This window comes from Lysinibacillus zambalensis, assembly GCF_040183165.1.
Classification (GTDB): Bacteria; Bacillota; Bacilli; order Bacillales_A; family Planococcaceae; genus Lysinibacillus; species Lysinibacillus zambalensis.
In genome coordinates this window covers 247,556-273,805 of record NZ_JBEGDG010000004.1, presented here as the reverse complement: position 1 = coordinate 273,805, position 26,250 = coordinate 247,556, and the positions used below count along the sequence as shown (strand labels likewise).

General features: G+C 37.4%; 30 protein-coding genes and 1 tRNA gene. 8 read left to right on the top strand and 23 right to left on the bottom strand.

The annotated features are described in order from the left end of the window. Positions 1–174 precede the first annotated feature (174 nt). The 3 genes from mobB to ABNX05_RS08420 are packed head-to-tail and all read right to left on the bottom strand — an operon-like array spanning position 175 to position 2,989. A complete protein-coding gene (gene mobB / locus ABNX05_RS08430; RefSeq protein ID WP_349659294.1) occupies positions 175–699 on the bottom strand; it encodes a molybdopterin-guanine dinucleotide biosynthesis protein B in 525 nt (174 codons plus the stop codon). Continuing rightward, positions 666–1,958, bottom strand: a complete 1,293-nt coding sequence (locus ABNX05_RS08425; protein WP_349659293.1) for a molybdopterin molybdotransferase MoeA — start codon at positions 1,956–1,958, stop codon at positions 666–668. The genes mobB and ABNX05_RS08425 overlap by 34 nt, the downstream gene beginning before the upstream one ends. Positions 1,959–1,972: 14 nt before the next feature. Continuing rightward, positions 1,973–2,989, bottom strand: coding sequence for a thiazole biosynthesis adenylyltransferase ThiF (locus ABNX05_RS08420; RefSeq protein ID WP_349659292.1), 1,017 nt, complete (start codon positions 2,987–2,989; stop codon positions 1,973–1,975). Between the two features lie 120 nt (positions 2,990–3,109). Here ABNX05_RS08420 and ABNX05_RS08415 point away from each other — a divergent pair, with 120 nt between their 5' ends. The 3 genes from ABNX05_RS08415 to moaC are packed head-to-tail and all read left to right on the top strand — an operon-like array spanning position 3,110 to position 4,666. Next, the gene (locus tag ABNX05_RS08415; RefSeq protein WP_349659291.1) at positions 3,110–3,604 is read left to right on the top strand and encodes a MogA/MoaB family molybdenum cofactor biosynthesis protein; all 495 of its coding nucleotides are present in this window, start codon (positions 3,110–3,112) and stop codon (positions 3,602–3,604) included. Beyond that, entirely contained in the window at positions 3,601–4,191 is a 591-nt protein-coding gene (locus tag ABNX05_RS08410) for a molybdenum cofactor guanylyltransferase (protein WP_349659290.1), read from the top strand. The genes ABNX05_RS08415 and ABNX05_RS08410 overlap by 4 nt, the downstream gene beginning before the upstream one ends. After that, entirely contained in the window at positions 4,184–4,666 is a 483-nt protein-coding gene (gene moaC, locus ABNX05_RS08405) for a cyclic pyranopterin monophosphate synthase MoaC (protein ID WP_349659289.1), read from the top strand. Before ABNX05_RS08410 ends, moaC begins: the two co-directional genes overlap by 8 nt. Positions 4,667–4,763: 97 nt before the next feature. Here moaC and moaA read toward each other — a convergent pair whose 3' ends face one another. Genes moaA through ABNX05_RS08390 form a run of 3 tightly spaced genes read right to left on the bottom strand, consistent with a single transcriptional unit; the run spans position 4,764 to position 7,001 of the window. After that, positions 4,764–5,780, bottom strand: coding sequence for a GTP 3',8-cyclase MoaA (gene moaA / locus ABNX05_RS08400; protein WP_349659314.1), 1,017 nt, complete (start codon positions 5,778–5,780; stop codon positions 4,764–4,766). Between the two features lie 24 nt (positions 5,781–5,804). After that, entirely contained in the window at positions 5,805–6,641 is an 837-nt protein-coding gene (gene fdhD, locus ABNX05_RS08395; protein ID WP_349659288.1) for a formate dehydrogenase accessory sulfurtransferase FdhD, read from the bottom strand. Positions 6,642–6,653: 12 nt separating this feature from the next. Further along, the gene (locus tag ABNX05_RS08390; RefSeq protein WP_079563076.1) at positions 6,654–7,001 is read right to left on the bottom strand and encodes a Na-translocating system protein MpsC family protein; all 348 of its coding nucleotides are present in this window, start codon (positions 6,999–7,001) and stop codon (positions 6,654–6,656) included. A 617-nt stretch (positions 7,002–7,618) separates the two neighbouring features. On the opposite strand from ABNX05_RS08390, the gene fdhF reads away from it, so the two are divergent. Genes fdhF through ABNX05_RS08375 form a run of 3 tightly spaced genes read left to right on the top strand, consistent with a single transcriptional unit; the run spans position 7,619 to position 12,092 of the window. Beyond that, complete coding sequence (fdhF, locus tag ABNX05_RS08385) at positions 7,619–10,552, top strand: formate dehydrogenase subunit alpha (RefSeq protein ID WP_349659287.1); 2,934 nt, start codon at positions 7,619–7,621, stop codon at positions 10,550–10,552. Between the two features lie 4 nt (positions 10,553–10,556). After that, positions 10,557–11,033: a helical membrane plugin domain-containing protein gene (locus ABNX05_RS08380; protein ID WP_337989154.1), complete on the top strand. Its 477-nt coding sequence runs from the start codon at positions 10,557–10,559 to the stop codon at positions 11,031–11,033. A 12-nt stretch (positions 11,034–11,045) separates the two neighbouring features. Further along, positions 11,046–12,092 carry an Mrp/NBP35 family ATP-binding protein gene (locus tag ABNX05_RS08375; RefSeq protein ID WP_349659286.1) on the top strand — a complete coding sequence of 349 codons (1,047 nt, stop codon included), beginning with the start codon at positions 11,046–11,048 and terminating at the stop codon, positions 12,090–12,092. 195 nt (positions 12,093–12,287) lie between these two features. Here the strand turns inward: ABNX05_RS08375 and ABNX05_RS08370 are convergent, their stop codons facing one another. The 3 genes from ABNX05_RS08370 to ABNX05_RS08360 form a co-directional block, all read right to left on the bottom strand. Continuing rightward, on the bottom strand, positions 12,288–12,575 hold the full coding sequence (locus ABNX05_RS08370; protein WP_049667586.1) for a hypothetical protein: 288 nt from the start codon (positions 12,573–12,575) through the stop codon (positions 12,288–12,290). Between the two features lie 159 nt (positions 12,576–12,734). Then, a complete protein-coding gene (locus ABNX05_RS08365) occupies positions 12,735–14,093 on the bottom strand; it encodes a lytic polysaccharide monooxygenase (protein WP_349659285.1) in 1,359 nt (452 codons plus the stop codon). A gap of 434 nt (positions 14,094–14,527) precedes the next feature. Next, a complete protein-coding gene (locus ABNX05_RS08360; protein WP_349659284.1) occupies positions 14,528–14,728 on the bottom strand; it encodes a hypothetical protein in 201 nt (66 codons plus the stop codon). 676 nt (positions 14,729–15,404) lie between these two features. Here ABNX05_RS08360 and ABNX05_RS08355 point away from each other — a divergent pair. Then, entirely contained in the window at positions 15,405–15,968 is a 564-nt protein-coding gene (locus ABNX05_RS08355; protein ID WP_349659283.1) for a DUF6241 domain-containing protein, read from the top strand. 174 nt (positions 15,969–16,142) lie between these two features. Here the strand turns inward: ABNX05_RS08355 and ABNX05_RS08350 are convergent, their stop codons facing one another. The 4 genes from ABNX05_RS08350 to ABNX05_RS08335 all read right to left on the bottom strand — a co-directional run bounded on the left by ABNX05_RS08350 (position 16,143) and on the right by ABNX05_RS08335 (position 17,576). Then, entirely contained in the window at positions 16,143–16,682 is a 540-nt protein-coding gene (locus tag ABNX05_RS08350) for a tyrosine-type recombinase/integrase (protein ID WP_349659282.1), read from the bottom strand. Between the two features lie 91 nt (positions 16,683–16,773). After that, positions 16,774–16,920, bottom strand: a complete 147-nt coding sequence (locus ABNX05_RS08345; protein ID WP_349659281.1) for a hypothetical protein — start codon at positions 16,918–16,920, stop codon at positions 16,774–16,776. Between the two features lie 138 nt (positions 16,921–17,058). Further along, positions 17,059–17,132 (bottom strand) — tRNA-Arg (locus ABNX05_RS08340). Positions 17,133–17,393: 261 nt separating this feature from the next. After that, entirely contained in the window at positions 17,394–17,576 is a 183-nt protein-coding gene (locus tag ABNX05_RS08335) for a hypothetical protein (protein ID WP_349659280.1), read from the bottom strand. Between the two features lie 61 nt (positions 17,577–17,637). Between ABNX05_RS08335 and ABNX05_RS08330 the strand changes: the two genes are divergently transcribed. Then, positions 17,638–18,303, top strand: coding sequence for a hypothetical protein (locus tag ABNX05_RS08330; RefSeq protein ID WP_349659279.1), 666 nt, complete (start codon positions 17,638–17,640; stop codon positions 18,301–18,303). Between the two features lie 14 nt (positions 18,304–18,317). On the opposite strand, the gene ABNX05_RS08325 is transcribed toward ABNX05_RS08330, so the two are convergent. From ABNX05_RS08325 to ABNX05_RS08280, 10 genes are all read right to left on the bottom strand, one after another. Next, entirely contained in the window at positions 18,318–19,007 is a 690-nt protein-coding gene (locus ABNX05_RS08325; protein WP_349659278.1) for a YqjF family protein, read from the bottom strand. A 61-nt stretch (positions 19,008–19,068) separates the two neighbouring features. After that, positions 19,069–19,248, bottom strand: coding sequence for a DUF2639 domain-containing protein (locus ABNX05_RS08320; protein ID WP_349659277.1), 180 nt, complete (start codon positions 19,246–19,248; stop codon positions 19,069–19,071). Positions 19,249–20,397: 1,149 nt separating this feature from the next. Beyond that, positions 20,398–21,858 carry a protein adenylyltransferase SelO gene (locus tag ABNX05_RS08315; protein WP_349659276.1) on the bottom strand — a complete coding sequence of 487 codons (1,461 nt, stop codon included), beginning with the start codon at positions 21,856–21,858 and terminating at the stop codon, positions 20,398–20,400. A 132-nt stretch (positions 21,859–21,990) separates the two neighbouring features. Then, on the bottom strand, positions 21,991–22,494 hold the full coding sequence (locus ABNX05_RS08310; protein ID WP_349659275.1) for a metallophosphoesterase: 504 nt from the start codon (positions 22,492–22,494) through the stop codon (positions 21,991–21,993). A gap of 12 nt (positions 22,495–22,506) precedes the next feature. Further along, complete coding sequence (locus ABNX05_RS08305) at positions 22,507–23,100, bottom strand: XTP/dITP diphosphatase (protein ID WP_349659274.1); 594 nt, start codon at positions 23,098–23,100, stop codon at positions 22,507–22,509. Between the two features lies 1 nt (position 23,101). Beyond that, positions 23,102–23,851 (bottom strand): ribonuclease PH, encoded by a 750-nt coding sequence (gene rph / locus ABNX05_RS08300; RefSeq protein ID WP_349659273.1) that lies wholly within the window; start codon positions 23,849–23,851, stop codon positions 23,102–23,104. 132 nt (positions 23,852–23,983) lie between these two features. After that, entirely contained in the window at positions 23,984–24,781 is a 798-nt protein-coding gene (gene racE, locus ABNX05_RS08295; RefSeq protein ID WP_349659272.1) for a glutamate racemase, read from the bottom strand. Positions 24,782–24,791: 10 nt separating this feature from the next. Next, positions 24,792–25,244 (bottom strand): MarR family winged helix-turn-helix transcriptional regulator, encoded by a 453-nt coding sequence (locus ABNX05_RS08290; protein ID WP_053484913.1) that lies wholly within the window; start codon positions 25,242–25,244, stop codon positions 24,792–24,794. A 75-nt stretch (positions 25,245–25,319) separates the two neighbouring features. Further along, a complete protein-coding gene (locus tag ABNX05_RS08285) occupies positions 25,320–25,541 on the bottom strand; it encodes a helix-turn-helix domain-containing protein (RefSeq protein ID WP_004226437.1) in 222 nt (73 codons plus the stop codon). Positions 25,542–25,709: 168 nt separating this feature from the next. Continuing rightward, complete coding sequence (locus ABNX05_RS08280) at positions 25,710–26,168, bottom strand: acyl-CoA thioesterase (protein ID WP_349659271.1); 459 nt, start codon at positions 26,166–26,168, stop codon at positions 25,710–25,712. Positions 26,169–26,250 lie beyond the last annotated feature (82 nt).

Sequence of the window (26,250 nt, the reverse complement as noted above, 5' to 3'; positions counted from 1 at the left end):
TCCCCTAAGCACTCCTTTCCGATTCTGTGACATCCGCCGGAGGCTTTGGGCCAACGTGATGTTGGTCACTCAGTCGTTGCCACAGGACGTGGCGTTCTTAAACTGAGTTCCTATATTTAAGCAGGTGTATGGTTACCCGTTAAAAAATAACTTAAATCCACCTTTATCTCATCACTATAAAGGTGGGAGACTTCTGATGAAAGAAGTTAAAAATTCCATATATTGCGCTTTATCCTGAATTGAAAAAGTTGGATAATCTAAAGGTTTATTTAGTGGATATGTCGGCCAATAAAGAACACAGATGATATTGCTTACTTTTTGTAGCAAAGATTCATCTTCCGCCTGGCGCAAAAGAACAACCTTCGGAAAGTCTTCATTTTTATAGCCTTCTATGAAAATGATATCCATATTAAATGTTTCATAAATAGCTAGTATATCAGCAAGCTGCCAGTTACTTTGGTGAATACTCATGCGCAAAGTACCTTCTCCCTCAACTGCTGTGACACTTGCACCAGCCTTCTCATGACAAACACTATCTTTTGAACTTTCGATCATAGGGATACCACCATGTCCATGGTGCTTGATTGTTCCTACACGAAAACCCTCTGTTGTGGCTTGTGTAATGAGCTGTTCCATTAACGTCGTCTTACCACTATTTTGATAGCCTACGATTTGTAGGATTTTTCGATGTTGTCCCATGGCCACTCACTTCCCTGCAAATCTTCTAACATTAAGACAACCACTTGCATTCCTTTTTCGTATCCACGTGATCCACCTGGTAATACAATAAAGGCATTAGCTTCCGCTAAAGAAGAAACCGCACTAGATTTATCAAAACCAGAAGGAACTGCAACTAATTGACCGTTTTCGAACGAAGCATTAGCACGTACAAAACGAGTAAACGGATTCGGTTTTTTAAAGTCCGCACCTAAAACAGCCTGTTCTCTTCGTAAATGTGGTTGCTTATTACCGAATGCTGTTCGAATAATAGGTCTTGTAAATAGTTCAAACCCAACATAGCAAGCTGATGGATTACCTGAAAGTCCAAATAATAATTGACCATTTCGAGCCGCAACAGTTGTTACACTACCTGGTCGCATCGCCACTTTATTAAACAGTACTTGTGCTTCAATGGCTTCATAAATGGCAGGTAAGTAATCGTAATCACCTACTGATACCCCTCCTGTTGTAATCAATATATCTACTTCCTGAAGAGCTTTTTCCACAGCTTGAATACATAAATTTAACTCATCGCTAAATTTACCAAAATATTTGACGGTTGCCCCAGCACGTTCAATTTGAGCCATTATCATATAGGCATTACTATTACGAATTTTCCCTGGCTGTAATGCATCACTTGGTTCTAGCAATTCACTTCCTGTTGCAATAACGCCTACGATTGGTTTTCGAAAAACAGGAACTTGATCATAACCAAAAGTAGCAAGTAATGCGACAACGCCCGGATTGATGTATTGCCCTTTTTCAATAAGGATTGCGCCTTTTTGAACGTCCTCACCCTTATAGGAAATATTTGTTCCTGCTTCATAAGAGCGTTTAATTGACATATAGCGTTGATCGTCTTCTTCAAAAGTTTGCGTTAATTCTAGCATAACGACTGCATCACATCCGCGAGGGATAGGAGCTCCTGTCATAATGCGTACCGCTTCTCGATCACCTACTAAGCCCTCAAATACATAGCCAGCACCAATTTCCCCCACTACTTTAAAGGTTACTGGATTTTCTGAACAGGCTTCCTGACTATCGACCGAGCGAATAGCATAACCATCATATGGTGAGCGATCAAAGGCTGGTACATCTTGGTCTGCAGCAATATCTTCTGCTAAAAAACGTCCGTGTGCTTGCTGTAGTGATACGGTTTCTACTTTTTCTTGGAATGCAAACTGCATGACACGTTGAACAGCTTCCGCAACAGCAATTGGTTTTCTTTTTTCTAACATTTTAGAACACTCCTTTATCCGAATAAACGATAATAAATGGTTTTAGCCTTTTGCATATCTTTTACACCGTGAATAACAACTCGTCCATCTTGGAAAATCACTAGTCGATAATCTTCTGCTTGGCAAGATAATAAATAGGGATTTTGTTGAATATCACCATAAGGACGAAGTTGGATAGCGAGCTGATCCAAATTATAGTGAAGCGGTTTAGGTGGACGTATTTGAATAGCATCCCGACCACATAATACATTTAATTTTGTTTGATTTTCATATGACAAATACGGATAAGTCGGATTTTTCCCACAAGATGGGCAATCATGATTACGAATTTTTTCAACGTTTATTTCATAGTGTTGATTTTGCCAAACATCAAAAGTTAAATAACTTTTTCGTAATGCTTCTTCATTGCCTACTAAATACTTTAATACCTCAGCTACTTGATAAGCTGCTACGATTTGAACAGTCGGACTGATAATTCCTACTGTATCGCATGTCATTCCCGTATTGGGTATCGCTGCTAGCAAACAATGTAAACAAGGTGTTTTACCTGGTACAATCGTATAAGTAGCGCCATAACTGCCAATACAAGAACCATAAACCCAAGGAATTTGATATTTTTGTGCAAGATCGTTCATCATAAAGCGAATATCAAAGTTATCCGTTGCGTCTACCATCATATCTACGTCTTCAAGCAGTGAAATTAATTGCTCTGTGCACGCATCAACTATATATTCGTTGATTTCTACCTCAGAGTTAATGCTTTGTAGTCTTTTTTTTGCAGCGATGACTTTAGGGACTTTTTCTTGTGCATCTTGCTCAGTATATAGTTGTTGTCTTTGTAGATTACTCCACTCTACATAATCACGATCAATAATCGTCAATTTTCCGATGCCTGCCCTTACTAGAGCCTCTGCGCTAGCACTTCCTAAAGCACCAACTCCTATCATTAGGACATGCTTTTGTTTTAGTAATAACTGCCCTTGTTCTCCGATTGGGCTGAATAATTGTTGTCTAGAATATCTATTATGCATAAACGTTTTTGCCTTTCTTTCTATGAATTTTAGTTTGACCTTTTCATTTATAGCTTTATAATAAAAGCAATGTTTTTCAGCAAAAACAATATCAACTCTTTAAAAAGGAGGCCTTTTATCTTGCATCCTACACATAGTCAATTTCCTATACGAGCTGCCATTTTAACAGTAAGTGACACACGCACGAAGGCGGATGATCATGGTGGTCAGCGTATACAAACATTGCTTCAAGAAGCTTCATTTGAATTAGCAGACTATCAAATATCAAAAGATGAACCACTTGAAATCTCAAACCATGTACAAAAATGGTGCGCTGATTCTACCATTAATACCATTATCGTAACAGGTGGAACAGGGTTTACACCTAGAGACCAAACTTATGACACGATTCTCCCTCTTTTCGAAAAAGAAATGATGGGATTTGGTGAGTTATTTCGAACACTAAGCTATGAAGAAATCGGCCCAAAAGCTATGTTTAGTCGTGCAACAGCAGGTAGTCTCGATAAAACGGCTATCTATGTGCTACCAGGTTCCACGAATGCCGTGACACTTGCCATGACAAAACTGATTCTTCCTACTGTGCAACATTTTGTCGGTGAGTTGAATCGCATATGAAAATAGCTGGTGTTGTCTTAGCTGGCGGTCAATCTTCTCGGTATGGTCAACCGAAAATGTTTGAATTATTTGCTGGTCTGCCTTTATATAAGCAAAGTCTCATAGCCTTCAAAAAAAATCAACTACATCCTTTAATTATTGCTACGAATGCTAGCTTGCAATCGAAGTTTGTAGAAGAAGATGTCCAATGGAGCATCGAAAAACAGCCTCATCAAGGACCTCTATTTGCTTTGCATCATATCATGACAAACTTCCCAGAAGTAGAGTGGTTTTTCGTAATAGCAAGTGATATGCCTTTTATTAATGCAGAATTTGTCCAAACTATGCTAACATTTATCGATGATCGTTATGAGGCTATTGTTCCTAAACAAGCTTCGAGATTACAACCTCTTGCTGCTTTATATCGACGCAGTGCTTTACCAAAAGCACATCAATTAGTTCACCAAAACAAGCGAAGTATGAAAGCCTTGTTAGAGCAACTTCAAGTGTGTTATGTTCTCTTTGAAGACGACAGCTCAACATTTATCAATATCAATTCACAACAAGATTGGCTACAAACATTTGAAAGGAAATCTAATAATGAGTAATTTTACACACTGGAATGAAGAAGGTCGTCCTAAAATGGTCGACATTTCAGAAAAAACAAGCACAAACCGTACAGCGATCGCTCGCAGTAAAATCACGTTATCTGATGAGGTTTATGAAGCCATCCAACAAGGAGGCATAAAAAAAGGCGACCCAACTCAAGTGGCACAAATTGCTGGGATTATAGGTGCTAAAAAAACGGCTGATATTATCCCAATGTGCCATCCGATTATGTTACAAGGAACCGACCTTCAATTTGACTATACAAAAGCAGATGTTGGTTACGAACTACACATTCAAGCTACAGTGAAATGTAGTGGTAAAACAGGTGTTGAAATGGAAGCACTAACTGCTGTATCTATTGCTGCACTGACTTTTTATGATATGTGTAAAGCAGTCGACAAGTCTATGGTCATTAAAGAAACTTACCTTGTTCAAAAAACAGGCGGAAAAAGTGGTGACTTTGTGCATAAATAAACAGAAAAAATCCGGCATTGTGCCGTTTTTTTCTGCTCTTTAACTATAAGCCACTAATACTAACAAGCTAGTACCAACTAATACCACTCTATTTCGTCTAACCACCGATGTGTGACATTTCAATTTTTGAGTTTCTCCGTTTTTCCATCGTCTGTTCGTTTCGTTCATCGGAATAGCGATCTTTTCTATTTTCCCAAACATCCGAAATGTATTGGGTGATAGTTTCATCATCTTCCCCAGACCTTAACAATTCTCGTAAACTCGTTCCCTCTGTTGCAAATAAACACGTATATAAAGTTCCTTCTGCCGAAATACGGGCACGCGAACAAGTTGAGCAGAAAGAATCTGTTACAGATGATATCACGCCAATTTCACCCTTGGCATCCTCATATTGATAACGTGTAGCTACTTCCCCTTTATAATTAGGGTCGACAGGATGGAGTGGAGAAAATTGATGGACTTGGTCAACGATTTCTTTCTTCGACAGAACGTCATCTAGCCGCCAACCATTTGAATTACCGACATCCATATATTCAATAAAGCGAAGAATATGCTGTTTCTCTTTAAAATATTCTGCCATCGCAACGATATCTTGGTCATTTTTTCCTTTTTGAACAACCATATTGATCTTAACTTGTAAACCTGCTTCTGCCGCTTTTTCTATACCTTCTAATACCGCTTTCACTTTTCCGCGATGACCGTTCATCTCGAAAAAACGTTCCTCGTTTAGAGAATCTAAGCTAATAGCTACTCGTGATAAACCAGCTCTCGCCAATTCATTTGCATATTTTTTCAACAATGTGCCATTAGTCGTTAAAGCAATATCCTCTACTCCAACTATGCGATGTATACGTTCAATTAATTTTGGCAGATCACGACGTAGTAAAGGCTCACCACCAGTAATACGCACTTTTTTCACACCTAATGAAACGAAAATCTTTACTAATCGTTCGATTTCTTCAAAACTCAATATTTTATCGGACGGTAAAAAAGCATAATCAGGACCAAATACTTCTGCAGGCATGCAATATTGACAACGAAAATTACAACGGTCTGTTACTGATATCCTTAAATCTCTTAATGGTCTTTGTAGTTGGTCTCTTAGATTAGTAATTTTAATCTCTTCCTTTCATTTTGATCAATTTCGCCTTGGCGTAATTGTTTCCGGGGGCTCTAACTCATTTGGAGGTAAATGAATACGTTCCTTATGTGTATAAATATTAAGTGTATTTTGGCGAATAAAGCCTACCGTCGTAATACCGAGTTGCTCTGCCAATTGCAATGCCAATTCTGTAGGAGCAGATTTAGACAAAACAATTTCACAGCCAATTTTCGATACTTTAAGTAAAATTTCTGATGAAATCCTTCCGCTAAACACGATAATTTTGTCCTGAATGCTAATATTGTTTTTTAGGCAATAACCATAAATTTTATCTAAGGCATTATGGCGCCCAATATCCATTCGGCTTAATAAAACTCCATTCGTATCACATAGTGCTGCATTATGAACACCACCAGTTTGTTTGAAGATTTCAGCCAAATCTTGCATATCGCGCATTAAACGAAAACAATCATCTGTTGTAATACGCACATGAATACCTTCCATTGTTTTTGCTACTAATGCATCATTAGCAAAAACAAAACCTTGGCGGCTCATGCCACAACAAGAAGTTATGTAACGTTTATTTTGAATTTGTTGAAAGTAAGGATTCACACGCTTTGTTTTAACATGCACAAAGCCTTCTTTTTCTTGGTGCCAAATTTCTTCAATATCATCGTAATTACGAATAATTCGTTCAGAAGCCAAATAGCCAATAACCATATCTTCTACATACTCTGGTGTGCAAACCATCGTCACAAATTCTTGCTCATTAATCTTCACTGTAACAGCATATTCTGTGACAACAGTATCTTTTACTTCTTTGATTTGATTACCTTCAACACGTATTATGTCTCTTACTACTGCTCGTTCCATATGGCATCCCCTTTATTCACTAATATTATTTTCAAAAACAAATACGGAAATAGCAAAATCTTCTTCAATTTTGATATCTGAAAATAAATGGAGTAACTTAGTGCCCATCAATTCTTCCATGCCTTCTGGAGGTGATTTAGTATACAAATCTTGAATCATCCTAGTACGTGCAGCATGGACCATTTTTAACCCTTCAGGTGTACTCGCAATAAACTTTTCTGTCGGTGTGATATTACCATATAAAGTTGACACGGCCATATTCTCGATGAAAACCGTATGAATACGCTCCGGTCCTTTTCCAAATATATCTTTGCGTAGTTTTCGAATAATGTCGTTGAATTCATGCACTTTTTTTGACATTTTAACGATTCTCCCAACGTAATTAATCTTTTTATCCTATGTTCATGGGGGTCACCCTTATAGTTTGTTAATAATATAGCAACTTAAATAAAAATTAAAGAGAAAATATTCAATGATAATTATTCTCAATCAATAATTTTTATTATAATTATTGTCCATTTTAGCTGAAAAGGCTATAATAAGTGATATTATGTATGGAATGAAAGTATTTTGATTCTTATGTCATGGTTTTATACAAATAGGTTTGAACTTTTGGCATGGTGGTTTTAATATTTATATTCTATAGTTATATTGAATAAAAAATAAAAGTAGATTGAATTTTTAGCAAGGCCTGTTAAGAATTTTATCCACCATGACTAATCAGCATGTTTTAACGTGCCTTTTCATGGTGGATTTTTTTATTTTTCAGCAATATCAACATTGACAACTCGTAATACATGTTCCTACATCTATTTTAATGTAGAAAATGGATAAATCGGGAAATGACATTATAACAAGACCATTTTTTTAAATGAACAAGACATTCAACATAAAAAACTCGTAGTCCTATTCTCGGTATATCCCCAGTATTAACCTGTTGCCAAAAAAGTCTCAAAGAACAAAAGGAGGAAATCACCTTGACTAAAATTAACATTAATGGCCAATCGTATGATGTAGCAGAGGGAGCTACAATACTTGATACCATTAATCAAAATGGCATCGCCCACCCACAAATTTGTCATGTACCATCTGTTGACCCTATCAAAACCTGTGATACATGTATCGTTGAAGTAAACGGACAGTTAGTTCGCTCCTGTTCAACAAAAGCTATAGACGGCATGGATATCCAACTTACTTCTGATAAAGCGAAAGCTGCACAAACAGAAGCGATGGATCGTCTACTAGAAAACCATCTGCTGTATTGTACAGTTTGTGATAATAACAACGGCAATTGTACATTACATAACACAGCAGAATTAATGGAAATTGAACATCAAAAATATCCTTATCAACCAAAAGTTGAACCTCACGAAGTAGACATGTCGCACCCATTTTATCGATATGATCCAAACCAATGTATCGCATGTGGACAGTGTGTAGAGGTTTGTCAAAACTTACAAGTTAACGAAACATTATCTCTTGACTGGGAAGCTGAAAGACCAAAAGTAGTTTGGGATGAAGGCGTTGCCATTAACGATTCTTCATGTGTAGGCTGTGGACAATGTGTTACCGTTTGTCCATGTAACGCATTAATGGAAAAATCAATGCTTGGTGAAGCTGGTTTTATGACTGGACTGAAGCAAGAAACATTAGATCCGATGATTAGTTTAATTAAAGAAGTCGAGCCTGGCTATAGCGGTATCTTCGCTGTTTCTGAAGTCGAAGCTGCTATGCGTAGTAAACGTACGAAGAAAACAAAAACAGTTTGTACTTTCTGTGGAGTAGGTTGTTCGTTCGAAGTGTGGACAAAAGACCGCAAAATTTTAAAAGTGCAGCCTTCTGAAGGTCCTGTAAATGCTATTTCTACTTGTGTAAAAGGAAAATTCGGTTGGGACTTCATCAACTCTGAAGAACGAATTACAAAACCATTGATTCGTAAAAATGATGCATTTGTAGAATCTTCATGGGATGAAGCTCTTGACTTAATTGCTACTAAACTAGGTGGCATTCAAAAAGAACACGGTTCTGGTTCTGTCGGCTTTATTTCTTCTTCAAAAATTACAAACGAAGAAAACTACTTAATTCAAAAAATGGCTCGTCAATTATTCGAAACAAACGACGTTGATAACTGCTCACGCTATTGTCAATCTCCAGCTACAGATGGCCTACTACGCACAGTTGGTATAGGTGGCGACGCTGGCACGATCAAAGATATCGCAAAAGCTGGCCTTGTTATTATTGTTGGGGCAAACCCTGCAGAAGGTCACCCTGTTTTAGCTACTCGTGTAAAACGTGCCCATAAGTTACACGGTCAAAAATTAATTGTTGCCGACGTTCGTAAACATGAAATGGCTGAGCGTTCTGATATTTTCATGCGCCCAAAACAAGGAACAGACCAAGTATGGTTAATGGCCGTTACAAAATATATGATCGATCAAGGTTGGCACGATGAAGCCTTCATTAAAGAGAACGTGCACTTCTTTGATGATTTTAAAGATGTACTTGAAACATACACACTAGAATATGCAGAAAAAGAAACGGGCATTTCAAAAGAAACGTTGATAAATGTTGCTGAAATGATTCGTGATGCTGACGGTACATGTGTACTTTGGGGTATGGGTGTTACACAAAATACAGGTGGCTCATATACATCAGCTGCAATCTCTAACCTACTTCTAGCTACTGGTAACTATCGTCGTCCAGGTGCAGGTGCCTACCCTCTTCGTGGTCACAACAATGTTCAAGGTGCTTGTGATATGGGTACACTACCAAATCTATTACCAGGTAATCAAAAAGTAATAGACGACGAAGCACGTAAGAAATTTGAAGAAGCATATGGCGTGAAAATCAAACCTGAACCAGGTCGTACGAATATGGCAATGTTAGATGCTATCATGGAAGGTAAAATGAAAGCAATGTATTTAGTTGGGGAAGATATGGCACTTGTAGATTGCGATGCTAACCATGTAGATAAAGTACTTTCACAATTAGACTTCTTTGTTGTACAAGATTGCTTCCTTTCACGTACAGCACAATATGCGGATGTTATTTTACCAGCAGCACCTTCTCTTGAAAAAGAAGGTACTTTCACGAATACAGAGCGTCGTGTACAACGACTATATCAAGTATTACCAACACTTGGTGAATCAAAAGCCGATTGGGAAATCCTTCAATTAGTAGCCCGTCGCCTAGGTGCTGATTGGAATTACAGTCACCCAAGTGAAATCTTTGCTGAAATGGCTAGTCTTGCTCCATTCTTCTCGCAAGCGAACTATGATGTATTAGAAAATTGGGGTAGCTTCTGTTGGGGTAGCCATGATGGTAAAGACACACCTTTACTATATGAAGATGGCTTTAACTTCCCTGACAAAAAAGCTCGCTTTGCTTTAAATGATTGGATCAGACCGGTTGAATATGAAGCGCAATATGATTGCCATATTAACAACGGTCGTATGCTTGAACACTTCCATGAAGGAAATATGACAAATAAATCAAAAGGTATTCAATCGAAAGTACCTGAAATTTTTGTTGAAGTATCACCAGAACTAGCAAAAGAACGCGGCATTGAAGATGGAGCTCTTCTTCGTTTAGTGTCTCCTCAAGGCGCATTAAAATTAAATGCCCTAGTAACAGATCGCGTACAAGGAAATGAACTTTTCTTACCTATGAACTCTGTTAGCAAAGATTCGGCGATTAATTTCTTAACGGGCCCAGCAGGAGATATCAATACATCGACACCAGCGTACAAACAAACAAAAGTACGCGTAGAAGTATTGAAACAAAAAGGAAAATCTCCACTTCCTAGAACAAACCCGCGTTATAAAAAACGTCATCCACAAAATGGTGTTGAGGTAGAACGCAAATGGAATCGTCCTGGCTACGTTCACTTAACAACTAACGAAAGGGAGTGATTTCATGGCAGCACCAATTACGACAATTAAAAAAGCGCAAGTAACAGAAGAACAACTAAAGGAAGAAAAGTTAGAGAATTTAAAGCAACTTCTTTCTGAGAATGAAGAAATGGTTAACCAGGTCTTTACGATCATGGCAGAACTAAATGATATCGGAGCACTAGAAGCAGCTACGAAACTACTAGAAGCAAAAGAAGAGGTTACCCATATTGCTCTTGGTCAATTAACTCGTAAGCCTGTTACGAATATCATCAACAACTTAATGGGTGTTGCGGGAGCATTAACCGAACTGAACCCAGAAACAACAACAAAGCTAATTGAAGGCTTAAATTCTGGCTTAGATGAAGCGAACAAAGCTGTTGAATCTGATGAAAAAGTTAGTGCCTTTAAGCTGTTCAAAATGCTTAACGATCCTGATGTTAATCGTGCTGTAAATTTTGGCGCTCACTTCTTAAAAGGGCTAGGCAAAGGCCTAAAATAGGAGGATGGTTATATGCTAACGAACGAGCACATTTTAAAAACTTTGCAGAAAGTTGATGACCCAGAACTTCATAAAAGCATCGTTGACTTGAATATGGTACGTAATATTCAAGTTAACGGTACGGATATCTCACTAGATATTATTTTGACTATTCAAGGTTGTCCTTTAAAAGCAAAAATCCAACAAGATGTTGAAGAAGCGTTGAAAGAGATCGGTGCATCAAAAATCTCCATTACATTTGGTTCTATGACTGATGAAGAACGTCGAAGTTTAACAGCTTCTTTAAAATCAGAAAAAGTTACGGATAAGGGTATGCCTACAATGCTTCTACCCGATTCCGGTGTCAAATTTATTGCAATTACTAGTGGTAAAGGGGGCGTCGGTAAGTCTACTGTGACGATTAACTTAGCAGTAGCCCTTGCCCGTCTTGGCAAACGTGTTGGTATTTTAGATGCAGACATCTATGGATTTAGTATTCCAGCTATGATGAAGATCCATCAAAAGCCAACAATGCTTGACCAAACAGCTATTCCAGTAATAAGCCATGGTGTAAAAATCATGTCGATGGGTTTTTTCACAAACGAAAACCAACCTGTCATGTGGCGTGGTCCAATGCTCAACAAATGGATTCGTAATTTCCTTGTTAATACACATTGGGATGAATTAGATTATCTCCTCATCGATTTACCACCTGGTACAGGAGATGTAGCCATTGACATGGCAGCAATGATTCCACAAGCACAGGAAATCATTGTCACAACACCACACCTTGCAGCTTCTCATGTTGCTTCTCGTGCAGGTCTGATGGCTCAACATACGAAACACACAATTCTTGGTGTTGTTGAAAACATGGCTTATTTCGAAAATTCAAATGGTGAAAAGAACTATTTATTCGGTCAAGGTGGCGCAGAAAAATTAGCAGATGAGCTTCAGACAAGTATCATCGCTCAAATTCCATTTGCGCAACCTGAGGAAAATACAGGTTCTTCCGTTTACGACGAAGACTCTATTATCGGTGAAGTATTTACCCACCTTGCAGAAGATTTGATGTATCAATAAAGTGAAATTTTCATCAGTAGGCGTTTTCTTCATCCCCTACTGATGAATAGTCTTCACCAAGCAGGCTTTTACAGGCAGTTAATCTTCCGCCTAAGAGCATGATAAAACACAAAAATCCTTGTCTCGCTTTTAACATGAGACAAGGATTTTTTTATGGAGCCATGTTCAAATTTGAAATACTCCCTACTATTTAGTTCAATAGCCAGCCTTCTTTAAAACCTGCATAAAATAAAAACGGTACGTATTTTTAACGAAAGAATCTAAAGGCAGCCCAACATTTAATTGATACTTTGTAAAAATAAAATAAAAACGTTTATCCCATTTTAACCGTAATAACTCCCCAGCATCTTCACCGTATTTCTCCGTAAACTCCTCAATTAAAGGTTCAATCATATAGTAGCAATAGTCTTTTAAGTTTGCGAGAGCTTCTATATCTTTCTCCTTTTGAAAACGTGTAATCCAATCTACTAATTGTTCATTCATTTTAAAATCCATCTTTCTATCTTGAGTTTCTTCCTATTATATTATATCTCTTTTTATAAGATTTCTCTTCTCTCGTTTCTTAGACATTTGGATTATTAAAGTCTTTAACTAAATTTGAAAAAAGCCTTGCATAAGCAAGACTTTTTAGGACTTTACTTTTTATTTAACTTCTTTCCATAAAGACAATGCGAAAATCCAATTCGGATCTCCATATCCTTGATAGCTTTGAACCGCTTCATATACTTTACCTTGGTGCTCTACTTTATCACCTTTTGTGTACGCCTTACTTGGGCTCCATTGCTCATAAGACGACCCTTGCTCTTTTGTAGTTACAGTGAAAATAGAACTTTTAATAGATTCATTTCCAGCTGCATCAACGGCTGTGACCGCATACTTATAAGCTGTATTTGATTGAAGATTCTTGTCCATAAAGGATGTAGTTTTCGATGTTCCAACTACAGTCATTTGTCCTTCCGATGTCCCTCTATAGATAACATAATGGTCAACTGCTACATTATCCTCTGATGCGCTCCACATTAAGTCTACACTTGATGATGTAACTCCCATCGTATGCAATGCAGTTGGTTGAGTAGGTGCTTCTGTATCTAGAGTTGCTTTCATTGTCTCTACAACTGTAGACTCACTTTCTTTAGAAACATTTCCAGCTGCATCCACTGCCTTTACTGTATATGTATATTTTGTTTCTGCTTTTAAATTTTTATCTGTGAATGTAGTTCCCACCACATTTCCAACTACTTTACCATCACGTAATACTTGATATTCTTTTACACCTACATTGTCTGTAGAAGGATTCCATTTTAGCTCAGCGCTGTTAGAAGTAACTTTCGTTGCTTGTAATCCAGTTGCTTGAGATGGAGCTTCCTTATCTATTTCCACATTATTCATCAAATTAACATCAATGACATTATAGAAAGCATTTGCAGTATTCGCTACATCCCAAACAGCTAAAATAACGTGGTAGCCACTACGATCAGTTGGTACGTTAATTGTATGCGTTAAATTAGTTGATGCTTCAGTACCGTTATGTTCAACAGTTCCAATTGGCTCAAGATCAGCACGGGTTAATGGCTTATTAGGATCCCATCCTTTTTTCGTAATATAATAGTGCCATTTGCTTGTTAAATGTGATGCAGTGTACTTCCATGTAAAGGTATTCGGTCCCCCTGTAATCATATTCTTAAACCAGCGAGTTGCAGTTTGTTGATCTAGGATGCCATCAAACTGACCTCCTGCAGATGCAATTTTACCATCAACTGGTCCACCTTGTGGAAATCCTTTTTTTGCCTCTAAGCTCTGTGGCTCATACATAACCCTTCCACAACTCAAGTTAAGCGCGCCATAACTTTGGCTACATAAAGCAGCACGGCTAGCTGGTTTTTCAACAAACCCATGGGCAGATGCATTTGGTGCCATTGCAATCCCCATGATTCCTGCTGCTAATAATGCAGCACTTATCCCTTTTTTACTCTTACCTAATTTTGTGAATTTAATGTTCATATTACTAATCTCCTTATTTTGAAATTGTGTTTCTATTGGTATAATAGCTACTAATGTACTAATAAGCAAACTGTAAATAAACATGATAAAAGGTATATTAGTCGAGTATGTTTTTCCTTAAAACACATAGAGAAATAGTACTAAATATAATAAATACATTATCATTTTGTTATATTTCATTTAGAAGTGCTACGGATTTTATCAAAATGTTCATAAAGTGTTCAAGTTAAATTTGTCATTTTCACAATTTCGACAAATAAATAAAGACTAAAAAAAGCTCTTGCTTCCTAGGCATGAGCTATTTTCACAAGAAGTACTTTCAATTCCAAACTGACTCTTTTGCTTCTTTACTATCTATCTAAAATATATATAAACTATTAGTAATGAGATTAGCAATACTTATTCTTATTCGAACGAGGAAAACTAGCCTTATTCTAATTTGCGAGCCCTTTATTATATTCAATCCACTTTTCCATTTCTCTCTCCACCGCTCGATTTTGCCATTCAAACCAAATACCAGAACATTCACTACAATGACTGTCTACCCCACTTTTATTATTCATATCTTTACGTGTAAATACAGTTTTTTTACGGCAGCTGTAGCAGTAAACTTCTTTTTCTTTATCAAATTGCATACCTATCAACCCCAACATTTTTACACCAATTCTTTCCGTTTTTTATATAAATTATTCTAATTTTATAAAAGAATCGTTGTGGGGAGAGAAAGCATTAAAAATAGTTTAGTGTGAACTTACTTATTACATGTGAATAATTGCATTTAACCAAATAGCAGTTAAGTGCTACAAATATATTTTCTTCGTTAAATAGCGATGACTTCGGATTAACAACGATCGAGTTCTAACTTACCTCCACGCTAATTATTCTGTTTATATCCGTATTACATTTAAACCATCTTTTTTAGACCACGCAAGAAAACCTCCTAACGGTTAGTTAAAAGGCGTTTCAATTTCTGCAGTTAGACCGCTTCATTACGTATATATGTACCCTTGAAGGGTGCGAACACTAATCGCATCCTTGGAGGATCTGAATAATGTTCACACCCTTGGGAGAACATTATGCACATCCTTAAGTTAATGGCAAAAATGCCACAAACTTTCTAACAAAAATGTTAAGAAGTTTATACGGTAACCACTGTTCCTCTTAATGTTGCCGAATTTTAACCAACTAAAAATTGAGTTGGTTAAATATCCATTGAACCTCGCCTTAATTTTCTGTTATTATTATCCTAATTACATAATTTAATCCAATATATAATTACATAATGATAAAAAATTACTGAGGGGTAATAACATGAAGAGAAAAACAAAATCGGTTATCAGTATCATTGTAATTTTAATCATTTTCGGTGGAGCATTTAGTTACTTCAAATTCACCGAACAAGTGGAGAAACCTACACCCGAGGAAGAAAAAGTAAAAGCAGTTGTTGTTGGAAATGATGGAGAAATTCTTGAAAGTAAAACAAAAGCAGAATTGCTTTATCCTGATAATTTAGTAGAAAGCCAAGTGAGCGAAGCCATTCACAGCATGTCTCACCAAAAAGTTCAATCTGGTGCCCAATGGGGTCGTGAGCAAATAACACAAGAAAAAATTGAACGATTGCTGATTGTATGTAAAATGAACGATTATAAATATAATGAGATTTACATCTCAATATTGGAAAGATGGTCGAAAGGTGATTTTTCTAAAGCAGTTGAAGATCATAATGCAGTTTGGGAAATTCATGGCGGAGATGAAGAAGCTCCAGGAAAAGCAAGTCGTTTGTCCACACCAGAGGAAGAAATGTACTATATAAAAGAATACTTCACAGATAAACCTGACAATCAAGACGAATCAAATAATAGCTCTCAGCAATGAGTGCTATTTTTTTATTCATCTTTAGAACAACCATATGAAAATATTAAAATATTTTATGTTAGTAGGTTTACAAAATTTGAAGAAATACAATATATAGAACATCATTTTACGGACAAAAAATAGGAGATTTTTTTAATTGAACCCCATTACGTCAATCTGTTATTATAAATTTATTTACTTAAAATCTACCCCAATTACTAATGAAAACAAATTTAAAGGTGGAGTTTTCATTATGGAAATATCAAAGTTAAGCATCGCGGAAAAAAGGGAGCGAATTTTATTATTTTGTTCGATTAGCACTTTATATAGATCCATAAGTTGTTCATCTAATGGCAGTTTTAACAGTTTATGATTTTTCATTATACTGCCAGGCAAAGTTAATACCTTTTCTTCAAAATCAATGTGGCTGCTTTCAATCATGCCTAAGGTTTTTATACGGACACCTGTTTTATACATTGTAAGAACTGCTATGGCATCACGTAAACCAATAAACGGCGAGGTATCCAATAGTGAAAGCAAAATATTCAAATCATCTGCATTAGCACCCTTTTTAACAACTTTATCGACTTTTATTTGAATGTTTAACCAGAATTTTATAGGTAACCAACCGTTATTGTGACATTTACCCAATACTGCCTTTAGACATTTTAATCGAGTTAATTTTGTAGAATCTGTTACGTTCAAGCTTTCAAACCATTTGTAAATTGTATTCACATTGATTTCTTCAACGTATTTAATTCCAGCTGCTTCAACGAATTGATTAAAAATTAATTTATAATCTTTTAATATACGTCCCGATAACCATTCAACTCCATTTGAAGAGCAACAATTTCAAGAGCATTTTTTCAAGAGCATTTTCCGTAGTCATTCCTTTTGGTTCTGGTGCTACTTCTTTCGGTTTTAGAACATCAATGTCGATAGCAACATCAAATATACCTTTTTTCTTTGTCAAAACAAAAAACCTCCAATAATTATATTGGAAGTTGATTGTAACGATTTATTGGGAATTTTTACGTTAGGTTCGAAAACCTTTAGTAATACCTACACTCGACAAACCGTTGGTACTATTGAGTTTTTCAAAGTTTTGTGACGTCCCAGGAGGGATTCGAACCCCCGACCGACGGCTTAGAAGGCCGTTGCTCTATCCTGCTGAGCTACTGAGACATGATGTTATTTTATGTAGTCCATATCAAGGACAATATTTATTATATGTCCTTTTTAAGATAAAGTCAACATTAATTTTACTATGAAGGCAAGGTTTGCCTCATTAATAATATTATATGATTTCTTGTACCTCATTATGCCATCTCTCTACCCTACTTTTGCTAAATAAAAAAAAGCAACAAAACTGGTGGAAGCTATGTAGTAGTCGTCGTAACTGGCGGTAATACAAATTTGATTATTTCGGTACTATTCATATTTTAATTAATATGGCGGGTAAATTTCAACATAAATCTTTTTATGATGTAACGTTGGGTGAATAGAATGATTTGATTCAAACAAATAATTTTTTTCAGGCATTAATCTAATAGTTGATGGTGGGATGACAAAGAAAAAGATGTATGAAAAATAGCCGTATTCACTCTTTTCATAACATTGTTTTTTCATATATGGAAATACCCCAGAGTATTCTACAGTAGAAGGAAAAACTAGAGGGAGTGGATATACATTGTACCCATATTCAAGTGGATATTACGTTAGTCCTTTAAGTGCGTTATATAAAGCTACTTCCACGCAATATACTGCACCTATTCGCCACTTTTTAAAGCCGCAGAACGATCCTCGTCGCTATATCAGTAGGGCTGAAGCAGATTTTATGGCTATGAATCGTTTATTATGGATGGAGCATGTCAATTGGACGAGGATGACGATTATTAGTATAGTGTTTGGCTTACCTGATTTACCCTTTGTGCAGAAGCGATTGTTACAAAATGCGACGGACTTAGGCAATTGTCTACGTCCTTTTTACGGCGACCAAATTGCTGATCGTTATGCTGAGCTGATTAAAGAACATCTTCTTATTGCTGCGCAGCTAGTAACTGCAGCTGCCAAAGGAGATACAGCAACAGCGGATGCAAAGGAAAAAGAATGGTATCGTAATGCTGACGACATTGCCATATTTTTAAGTGAAATTAATCCATACTTGAGTATGGAGGAAGTGCAAAAAATGTTCTATACACATCTAGCTTTAACCAAAAAAGAAGCCGTGACTATGATTCAGAAAAACTATCAAGAAGATGTTGAAGTTTTTGATGACATTGAAGCAGAGGCACTTGCTATGTCGGATATGATTGCAAGCGCCATTGTTAAGCAATTTTATTACCTCTTTTATTAACGTCAATAAATCGGTTATTTCTTTTCCAAAGTTGGCGAGAAAATTTTAGCCTGTTTACTCTTTGAATAATGAGCAATCGGTTGAATACCTTGTATTGATTCCTTCACAAATGGCGCTATTGTATTTCTTTCAATATTAATGTGGACTCGTTGTAGCTGCCATGGCAGATGCTCTATATCTATGCGAAATAAAGAATTTTTCCACTTTGACCAAGAATGATAACGTTCCACTAACCATTTATCAAAGGTAGAACTAATTATTTCACTGGCAATCGGTTGATATGAAATTTTCAACCTTTCTGCCAGTGCACCGTAATATAAACTTGTAAACGATAATTGGTTCTCTTTTTGTTTGATACATATTTTAGAATGACGATATGTTAAACCGCCCTTTGTAGCTATTTGTACAATAAAACGATTCGTAATATCGGAATTTAAAAAATAGACTCCCTTCATGCCGTTATATGTAACATATGTCCGTACATTAAGCTGCAAATAGGAATCCACTCCTGGTAATGGTGGTAGGAATCTTAGTCGTTGTCCATTAACTTTAAAAATGACAGCACTAAGCCAAGCGTTATTTTCATAGAGATCCAATTGTAACTCTTGCGGAATGTGCTGCTCTAAATCCTTAGGTGATACCGGCCAATGTAAGAACAACACATCTTGCCAAATTTGCGTCAAAACCCACGATTTACTCCACATAAAATAACTCCTTTCTGTAGTTAAATTATTTCCTACGAAGGAGTTATTCAAACGAACATGATTATTTTTGTTCTGAATCTAACGTTTCCGTTTCTTTTTCAACATATCGGTAATATAAATTGCGCAGTTCGGATTCTTTATAATTGCCTAAATGACTTTTAAATTGTGGATGCACCAAAATACCATGATCTCGAAGTTGCTTTACAAACCAACCTTTTGAATACTTATGCACTGTACACATTCCCCTTCACTACTATTCATACATAGCGTATGCTCAGGAATTTATGTAGTGACAATTTTTTCAAAATAAAATGGTCAAAGAATTTTTGGTGAATGTTGTGGCACTTTAAATGATGATTTCCATTCCAGGCTACTCGCTTTCCTGTGGGCGAGCGTCGAGCCGCTTCCTCCGCTAAAGGAACGAAGGCTAAATGCGTCACGCCCTGTAACAATGCCTTCGTGGACCAACATCATGTTGGCCTCAGGGTCTCGTCTATCTCGCTTTCCCACGGGAGTCGAATAGCCTTCCACTCCAATCAGCAATACCGTAGAACTTTATAAATTTTATACATTTCAAAGGTGAACCCTATTGCTTCTCACCATAATTAAAAGAAAAGACTAATTACAGTGACGCAATTGTACACCTGTTAATTCTAACGCTTTGCTCCAGCACATAAATTGCTGCCACTACGTTAGAACTACACTTTCGCACAAAAACCTCCATTACCAAAATTCCTTTTATAGCCACAAATTAGTGTCCTATGCTTTGTGAAATGGTTGATTGGAGTTGAGGATGGGCGACTCCTTGATCAGCGAAAGAGGAACGAAGGCTAAGCGCATCACGTCCTACGATAACGCCTTTGTGACCAACATCGTGCAGCTGCCGCTTCGTTAGCACTACGCCTTTCGCACAACAAAAAAAACTCTGTTGGCCCGAGTCCCTGCAGCGAAGCGAAGCGGCTCATCGGACGCCCCCAGGAAGCTTTGCTCTGTGCGAAAAGCAACAATAAATGTTTTCTGTAGCAAAAGCGAAGCGGCAGCTACAAATGTTTTATCTGTGCGAAAGCGAAGCGGCAGCTACAAATGTTTTAACTGTGCGAAAGCGAAGCGGCAGCTACAAATGTTTTAACTGTGCGAAAGCGAAGCGGCAGCTACAAATGTTTTATCTGTGCGAAAGCGAAGCGGCAGCAACAAATGTTTTAACTGTGCGAAAGCGAAGCGGCAGCTACAAATGTTTTATCTGTGCGAAAGCGAAGCGGCAGCTACAAATGTTTTATCTGTGCGAAAGCGAAGCGGCAGCTACAAAGCGCCCAGCCGGAACGGAAATCAACCACTCATTTTGCCGAAGAGCCATACTTTATCTAATATGCTCTATTCCCTCATTCTCCACTTATGTGCCACAAAACGTTCGATATGGTTGGTTAGATGGTGTTGGTAATGTCGCGTATTCCTGCTGCTCTTGAGTATGTGCAAAAGGTTGAGCAAGAGCTTCTAGTAATAGTTCCATTACACTATAGTCTTCTCGTTCTACAGCAGCCTCTAATGCTTCTTCTACACGGTGATTTCGTGGAATAACCGCTGGATTATGCTCACGCATTAATTGCTGAGTCATGTCTTTTGTTTCTTGCTGTCTTTCTAGTCTTGCAAGCCAATTTTTATGCCATTTTTTAAATTCTTCTGTACTGAATAACGCTGATTCAGTGAATTTTTCAAAGGTTAATGCGATAAATGTATTCGTATAGTCTGCTTGATGTTGTTGCATTAACTTTAGAAGCTCTTCAATTAGTGCCACGTCCTGATCTTCTTCGTTGAATATCCCTAGCTTTGCTCGCATACCTGCTACCCAGTTTGCATAATACAATTGAGGATATTGCTTTAGAGCCTCTTGAGCTACTTGTATAGCTTCTTCCTCCTCCTCATGGATTAACGGTATTAATGATTCGGCAAATCGTGTTAAATTCCATCCTCCGATATTAGGCTGGTTACCATATGCATAACGACCTTGTCGATCAATCGAGCTAAATACTGTCGCTGGATCATAAGTATCCATGAAAGCGCATGGACCATAATCAATTGTCTCTCCACTAATGGCCATATTATCTGTGTTCATGACCCCATGAATAAAACCAACTAGCTGCCATTTTGCAATAAGAGAAGCTTGTTTCTTTATAACTTCCTGTAGTAGGGTTAAATAACGGTTTTGAGCTTTATCAGCATTAGGAAAGTGCCGTTCTAAAGCATAATCTGCCAATTCTTTTAGCTCCTCCTCCGTTCCAAAATTCGCTCCATATTGGAAAGTTCCAACACGCAAATGACTGCTTGCAATACGCGTTAAAACTGCGCCTAGAAGCTCTGTTTCACGGAGAATCGTTTCGCCTGTAGTCACGACAGCTAAACTTCGAGTAGTTGGAATACCAAGTGCATACATAGCTTCACTCATAATATATTCACGTAGCATTGGACCAAGTGCTGCTCTGCCATCTCCGCCGCGGGAATAAGGCGTTCTTCCTGAGCCTTTTAGTGCAATATCAAAGCGTTCATGAGCTGGTGTTAGTTGTTCACCTAATAACAGTGCTCTGCCGTCTCCTAGCATATTAAAATGACCAAATTGATGCCCTGCATAAGCTTGTGCAATAGGTGTGCCTCCTACTGGATTGTTGTTACCTGCAAAAATTGCTACCGCTTCTTCGCTTTTCAGAGCATTACTGTTTAATCCAAGTGAATTGGCTACTGATTCATTTAATAATATTAACTTTGGTGAGCGAACTGGATTTAAATTGATTGTTGTATAATAAATGCTTGGTAGGCGGGTATAGCTATTATCAAAATTCCATCCCATTGTATTTTCCATGTTTTCTCCTTTGTTTCGTTTATATTTATTTTTTCTACTTCATCATAAACAATTCATAGCCATTTTTACCATTTGCATTGGAATAAAACAAAAAACGCTTAGAGTTTCTATAACTTAAGCGTTTTTGTTGCATCATTTTCGCATAAACTTGTGGGTGGAAATACAGCTATTATCATCCGTAAAGAACTTTACTTCAAAATAAGTATCTTCAACCTCTACAAGGGCAAAGCTTTTTTCTTTACGACCTCGTGGTTTTAATAAGCTCCCCGGATTTAAAAATAATACATCATCAATCATTTCCGCCCCAAGAACATGAGAGTGACCAAAGCACGCAATTTGCGCGTTTACTTCTTTGGCACGATAGGATAAAGACAAGATAGAAGTTTTAACATTGAATAAATGGCCATGTGTGGCAAAGATTGTAGCATCCTCTAAATCGAATACTACTTCATCAGGGAAAGCTTTATCAATGTCACAATTCCCTCGGACTTTCTTCATTCCCTCCAATGTTTTATGGGAGAAAGGAAGTTCACTATCTCCACAATGAATGACTGCATCGATATTTGGGTAAAAGCCACGAACTTTTTCAATCACATTACTATCGCCATGTGTATCACTCATGACAAGTATTTGCATGGATATCACCTCTTATTTTATAAGATTAGGTAATTGTTCCTTTAACTTACGAATCGCATTCCCACGGTGGGAAATCGCTCCTTTTTCATCGGCTGTAAGCTCTGCCATCATACGGTTTAAGCTTGGGACAAAGAAGACTGGATCATAACCAAATCCGTTTGTGCCACGTTTTTCGTGAGCAATAACACCTTCACAAGTACCAAAAACTGTTGTCGTCTCAAAACCAGGCCCTGCAATAGCAATGCAACAGCAGAAGCGTGCTGTACGCTTTTCATCTTCGACATTTTTTAAGTTTTCTAGTAGTTTAACCATGTTTGCTTCATCATCATGATCACCAGCGTAACGTGCAGAATACACACCTGGTTCACCATTTAATGCATCAACAGCTAAACCACTATCATCAGCAATAACAATTGTACCAAGCTCTTTTGCTAATGTTTCTGCCTTTATAATAGCATTTTCCTCAAAGGTAGTACCTGTTTCGTCTATTTCCATCTCTGGGGCTACATCAAACATCGTTACAACTTCATAGCCAAGCGGTCCAAATAACGCTTCGAAATCTTTTGCTTTTCCTTTATTTTTTGTCGCAATTACTACTTGTTTCATGTTATTCATTACCTCCCACTTTGTTAGCTAATTCACCTAGTGTCTCTTTTTGAAGTGCAATCAATTGTTGAATGCCCTTTTCACCTAACTCTAGTAGTTCATTTAACTCTTCACGAGAAAAAGTTGCTTCTTCACCTGTACCTTGAAGCTCAACAAATCGTCCTGCTCCCGTCATGACGATATTCATATCTACAGCAGCAGCGACATCTTCAACATAGTTTAAGTCTAAAACGGCTCCATGATCCTCTACAATACCAACACTTGTTGCAGCTAAATAGTCCGTTACTGGGAATTTTTTAAATTGTTTTTCTTCAGCAAACTTAGCAATTGCTTGTGTCATCGCTACAAATGCTCCTGTAATTGAAGCTGTACGTGTCCCGCCATCTGCTTGAATCACATCACAGTCAATCCATACAGTTCGTTCACCAAGTGCTTCTAAATCCACGACTGCACGTAATGCACGACCGATTAATCGTTGAATTTCCATTGTGCGGCCATTGACTTTACCACGAGATGATTCGCGTGCTGTACGCTGCGCTGTTGCACGAGGTAGCATCGAGTATTCTGCAGTGATCCACCCTTTGCCTTGTCCACGTAAAAAACCAGGAACCTTATCTTCAATCGTTGCTGTACAAATTACTTTCGTATTACCTACTTGAATTAAAACTGAGCCTTCTGGGTGCAATAAATACTCACTATCTATTGTCACCGGACGCAGCGCATCTACATTTCTTCCATCAAATCTTGTCATATTTTTCGTTCCTCCTAAATACTTTCGCGCACTCATCTTAACATAATTTTGATCTTCAAAAAAGTGCTCATTCCTTATGTACTATGCTAAAAAACGTCAAAAATCAGCCTAGCTCATAGCTAAGCTGATTTTTTATTTTAATGTCATACGTTTTATTTGAAGAGTACCTTGCTCAAGCCAATTTTCAGCAATTGAACGGAAAATTGGCACAGAACCCGTTGCATAAAATTTATGAGCAGGCACAGCGTCTGGGTCAGCCAAAGTGCCATTATAAGCAAGCATTTCTTGAACATCCTTCGCTGTTTCCTCTGCGGAAGATAGTACAAAAACTTCTTCTCCCACAACAGCTTCAATTTGTTTTTGCAAAATTGGATAATGCGTACATCCTAGTATGACCGTATCAAATTGTTCATCTTTCAGTGGCTTTAAGCCTTCCGCAATTAAATTATTTGCAAATTCACCTTTATATTCGCCACTTTCTACAAGTGGTACGAATGTTGGACAAGCAAGTGGAATTATATGAGTTGACGTATTCAGTGATAATAAGGCTTCCTCATACGCCCCACTTTTAATTGTTCCTTCAGTTGCAAGCACAACGACTTCATGTCGCTTCGTTTTCTTTACAGCTGCACGTGCGCCAGCATTAATAACGCCTAGTACCGGAAAAGGCATATTTCTTTGTAAACTTTCGAGTGCTACTGCAGTCGCTGTATTACAAGCAATGACGAGCATTTTGATATTCATTTTTTCTAGTGCTTTTGCCATTTGCCAAGTAAAATTCCGCACTTCTTGTCGAGTTCTTGGACCATACGGACATCTTGCTGTATCACCAATGTAATAGATCGTTTCATTTGGTAATCGCTTCATTATTTCTTTTGCTACGGTTAAACCGCCTACTCCTGAGTCAATAACGCCTATCGGGGCATTCATACTTTCCGCCTCAATCCTGTTTCATGTGTACATGTAGTTTTTCTAAATAGCTTGATAATTGCGCGACTTCTTGTTCGTTAAAACCAACAAGCTTCTCTTGCAAATATTGCTGTCTTTTTTCAATAACCTCTTGAATAATACGTTCGCCTTTTTCGAGAAGATGAACAACAACGACACGACGATCATTTTCGTCACGCACTCGCTTAACTAATTCATTTTTCTCCATACGGTCCACTAAATCTGTTGTTGTACTAAAAGCTAAGTATAGTCGATTTGACAGGTCGCCAATTGTTATATCGCCAAGCTCTTCTAACCACTGTAATGCAACAAATTGTGGCGGCGTAATCGCATATTGTGAAACAATCTCTCTTCCTTTTTGCTTCACAATCGCCGCTATATAGCGTAATTCCTTTTCAACCGTTGCAACGGTTTCAGGTGAGTGTTTTGTTACTTCATCCGACATATAACTATTTCACTCCTAAAAATACGTTGAATAGTTCTATTTTGTCGTTTTTTTTCTAAAATAGCAAGTGTCCTTTTAGTCTAATTTAAATTCTTCTAAGCGTAACAGCTCAATTAACGCTTGAGATCGATTTGTTACACCTAACTTTTGAATTGTATTGGAAATGTGATTTCGCACTGTTTTTTCACTAATACCAAGTTGCTCTGCAATATCCCTCGTTGTTTTTTCAGCTAATAAAAGCGCAAATATTTCACGTTCTCGGTTTGTTAAAAGAGAACGATGATGAGAGCCATTCATTTTCAGTTACACCCTCCTCCCCCGCACGTATTGTAACTTATGTTAAGGAATGAGGAGCGGTGACGGCTATTTTCATTAATATCTCGTGTTTCCTAAAAAAAATCGGAAATTGCTTCCATAAAAGAATAAATTCAATGAGAAAATGCAATTTCAACCGTCGAGAGATCATTATATGATCACTAAGCTTGCTAGCTGAGTTTTTGTCTCTTCAGATAAGGGTACACTCTTCCCAGTTCGAGGATTCATTTGCACTACCGTCCCCCTACCTGTAAAGCAAACCTCATCATGCTGATTTTTCGCTAAATAATGAATATCCATTGATGAGTTCCCTACTGTCGCTACTTTCGTATAAATTCTGAGCACATCATCAAAGAAAACTTGCTTCACGTAATCACACTGTAAGTCAGCTACAATCGGAATCCCCTCTATATTTTCATCCATTGCTGATGGCATGAGAACACCTAAATGGCGGAAATAATCGATTCGTGCCTGTTCAAAATATGTAAAGCTAACTGTATTATTCATATGACCGTACATATCCGTTTCTGAAAAACGTACACGGATCTCAATATAAAATGCAAAATCCTTAGTCCATTCCTGAAAATTTCCGATATAATTTGCTTTCATCTTAGCCATCCCCCTAATTTTCATTCGCCTCTTCCCAAACAGTAGATAGAATTAGCGATTGATAAATGAATATGCATTCATT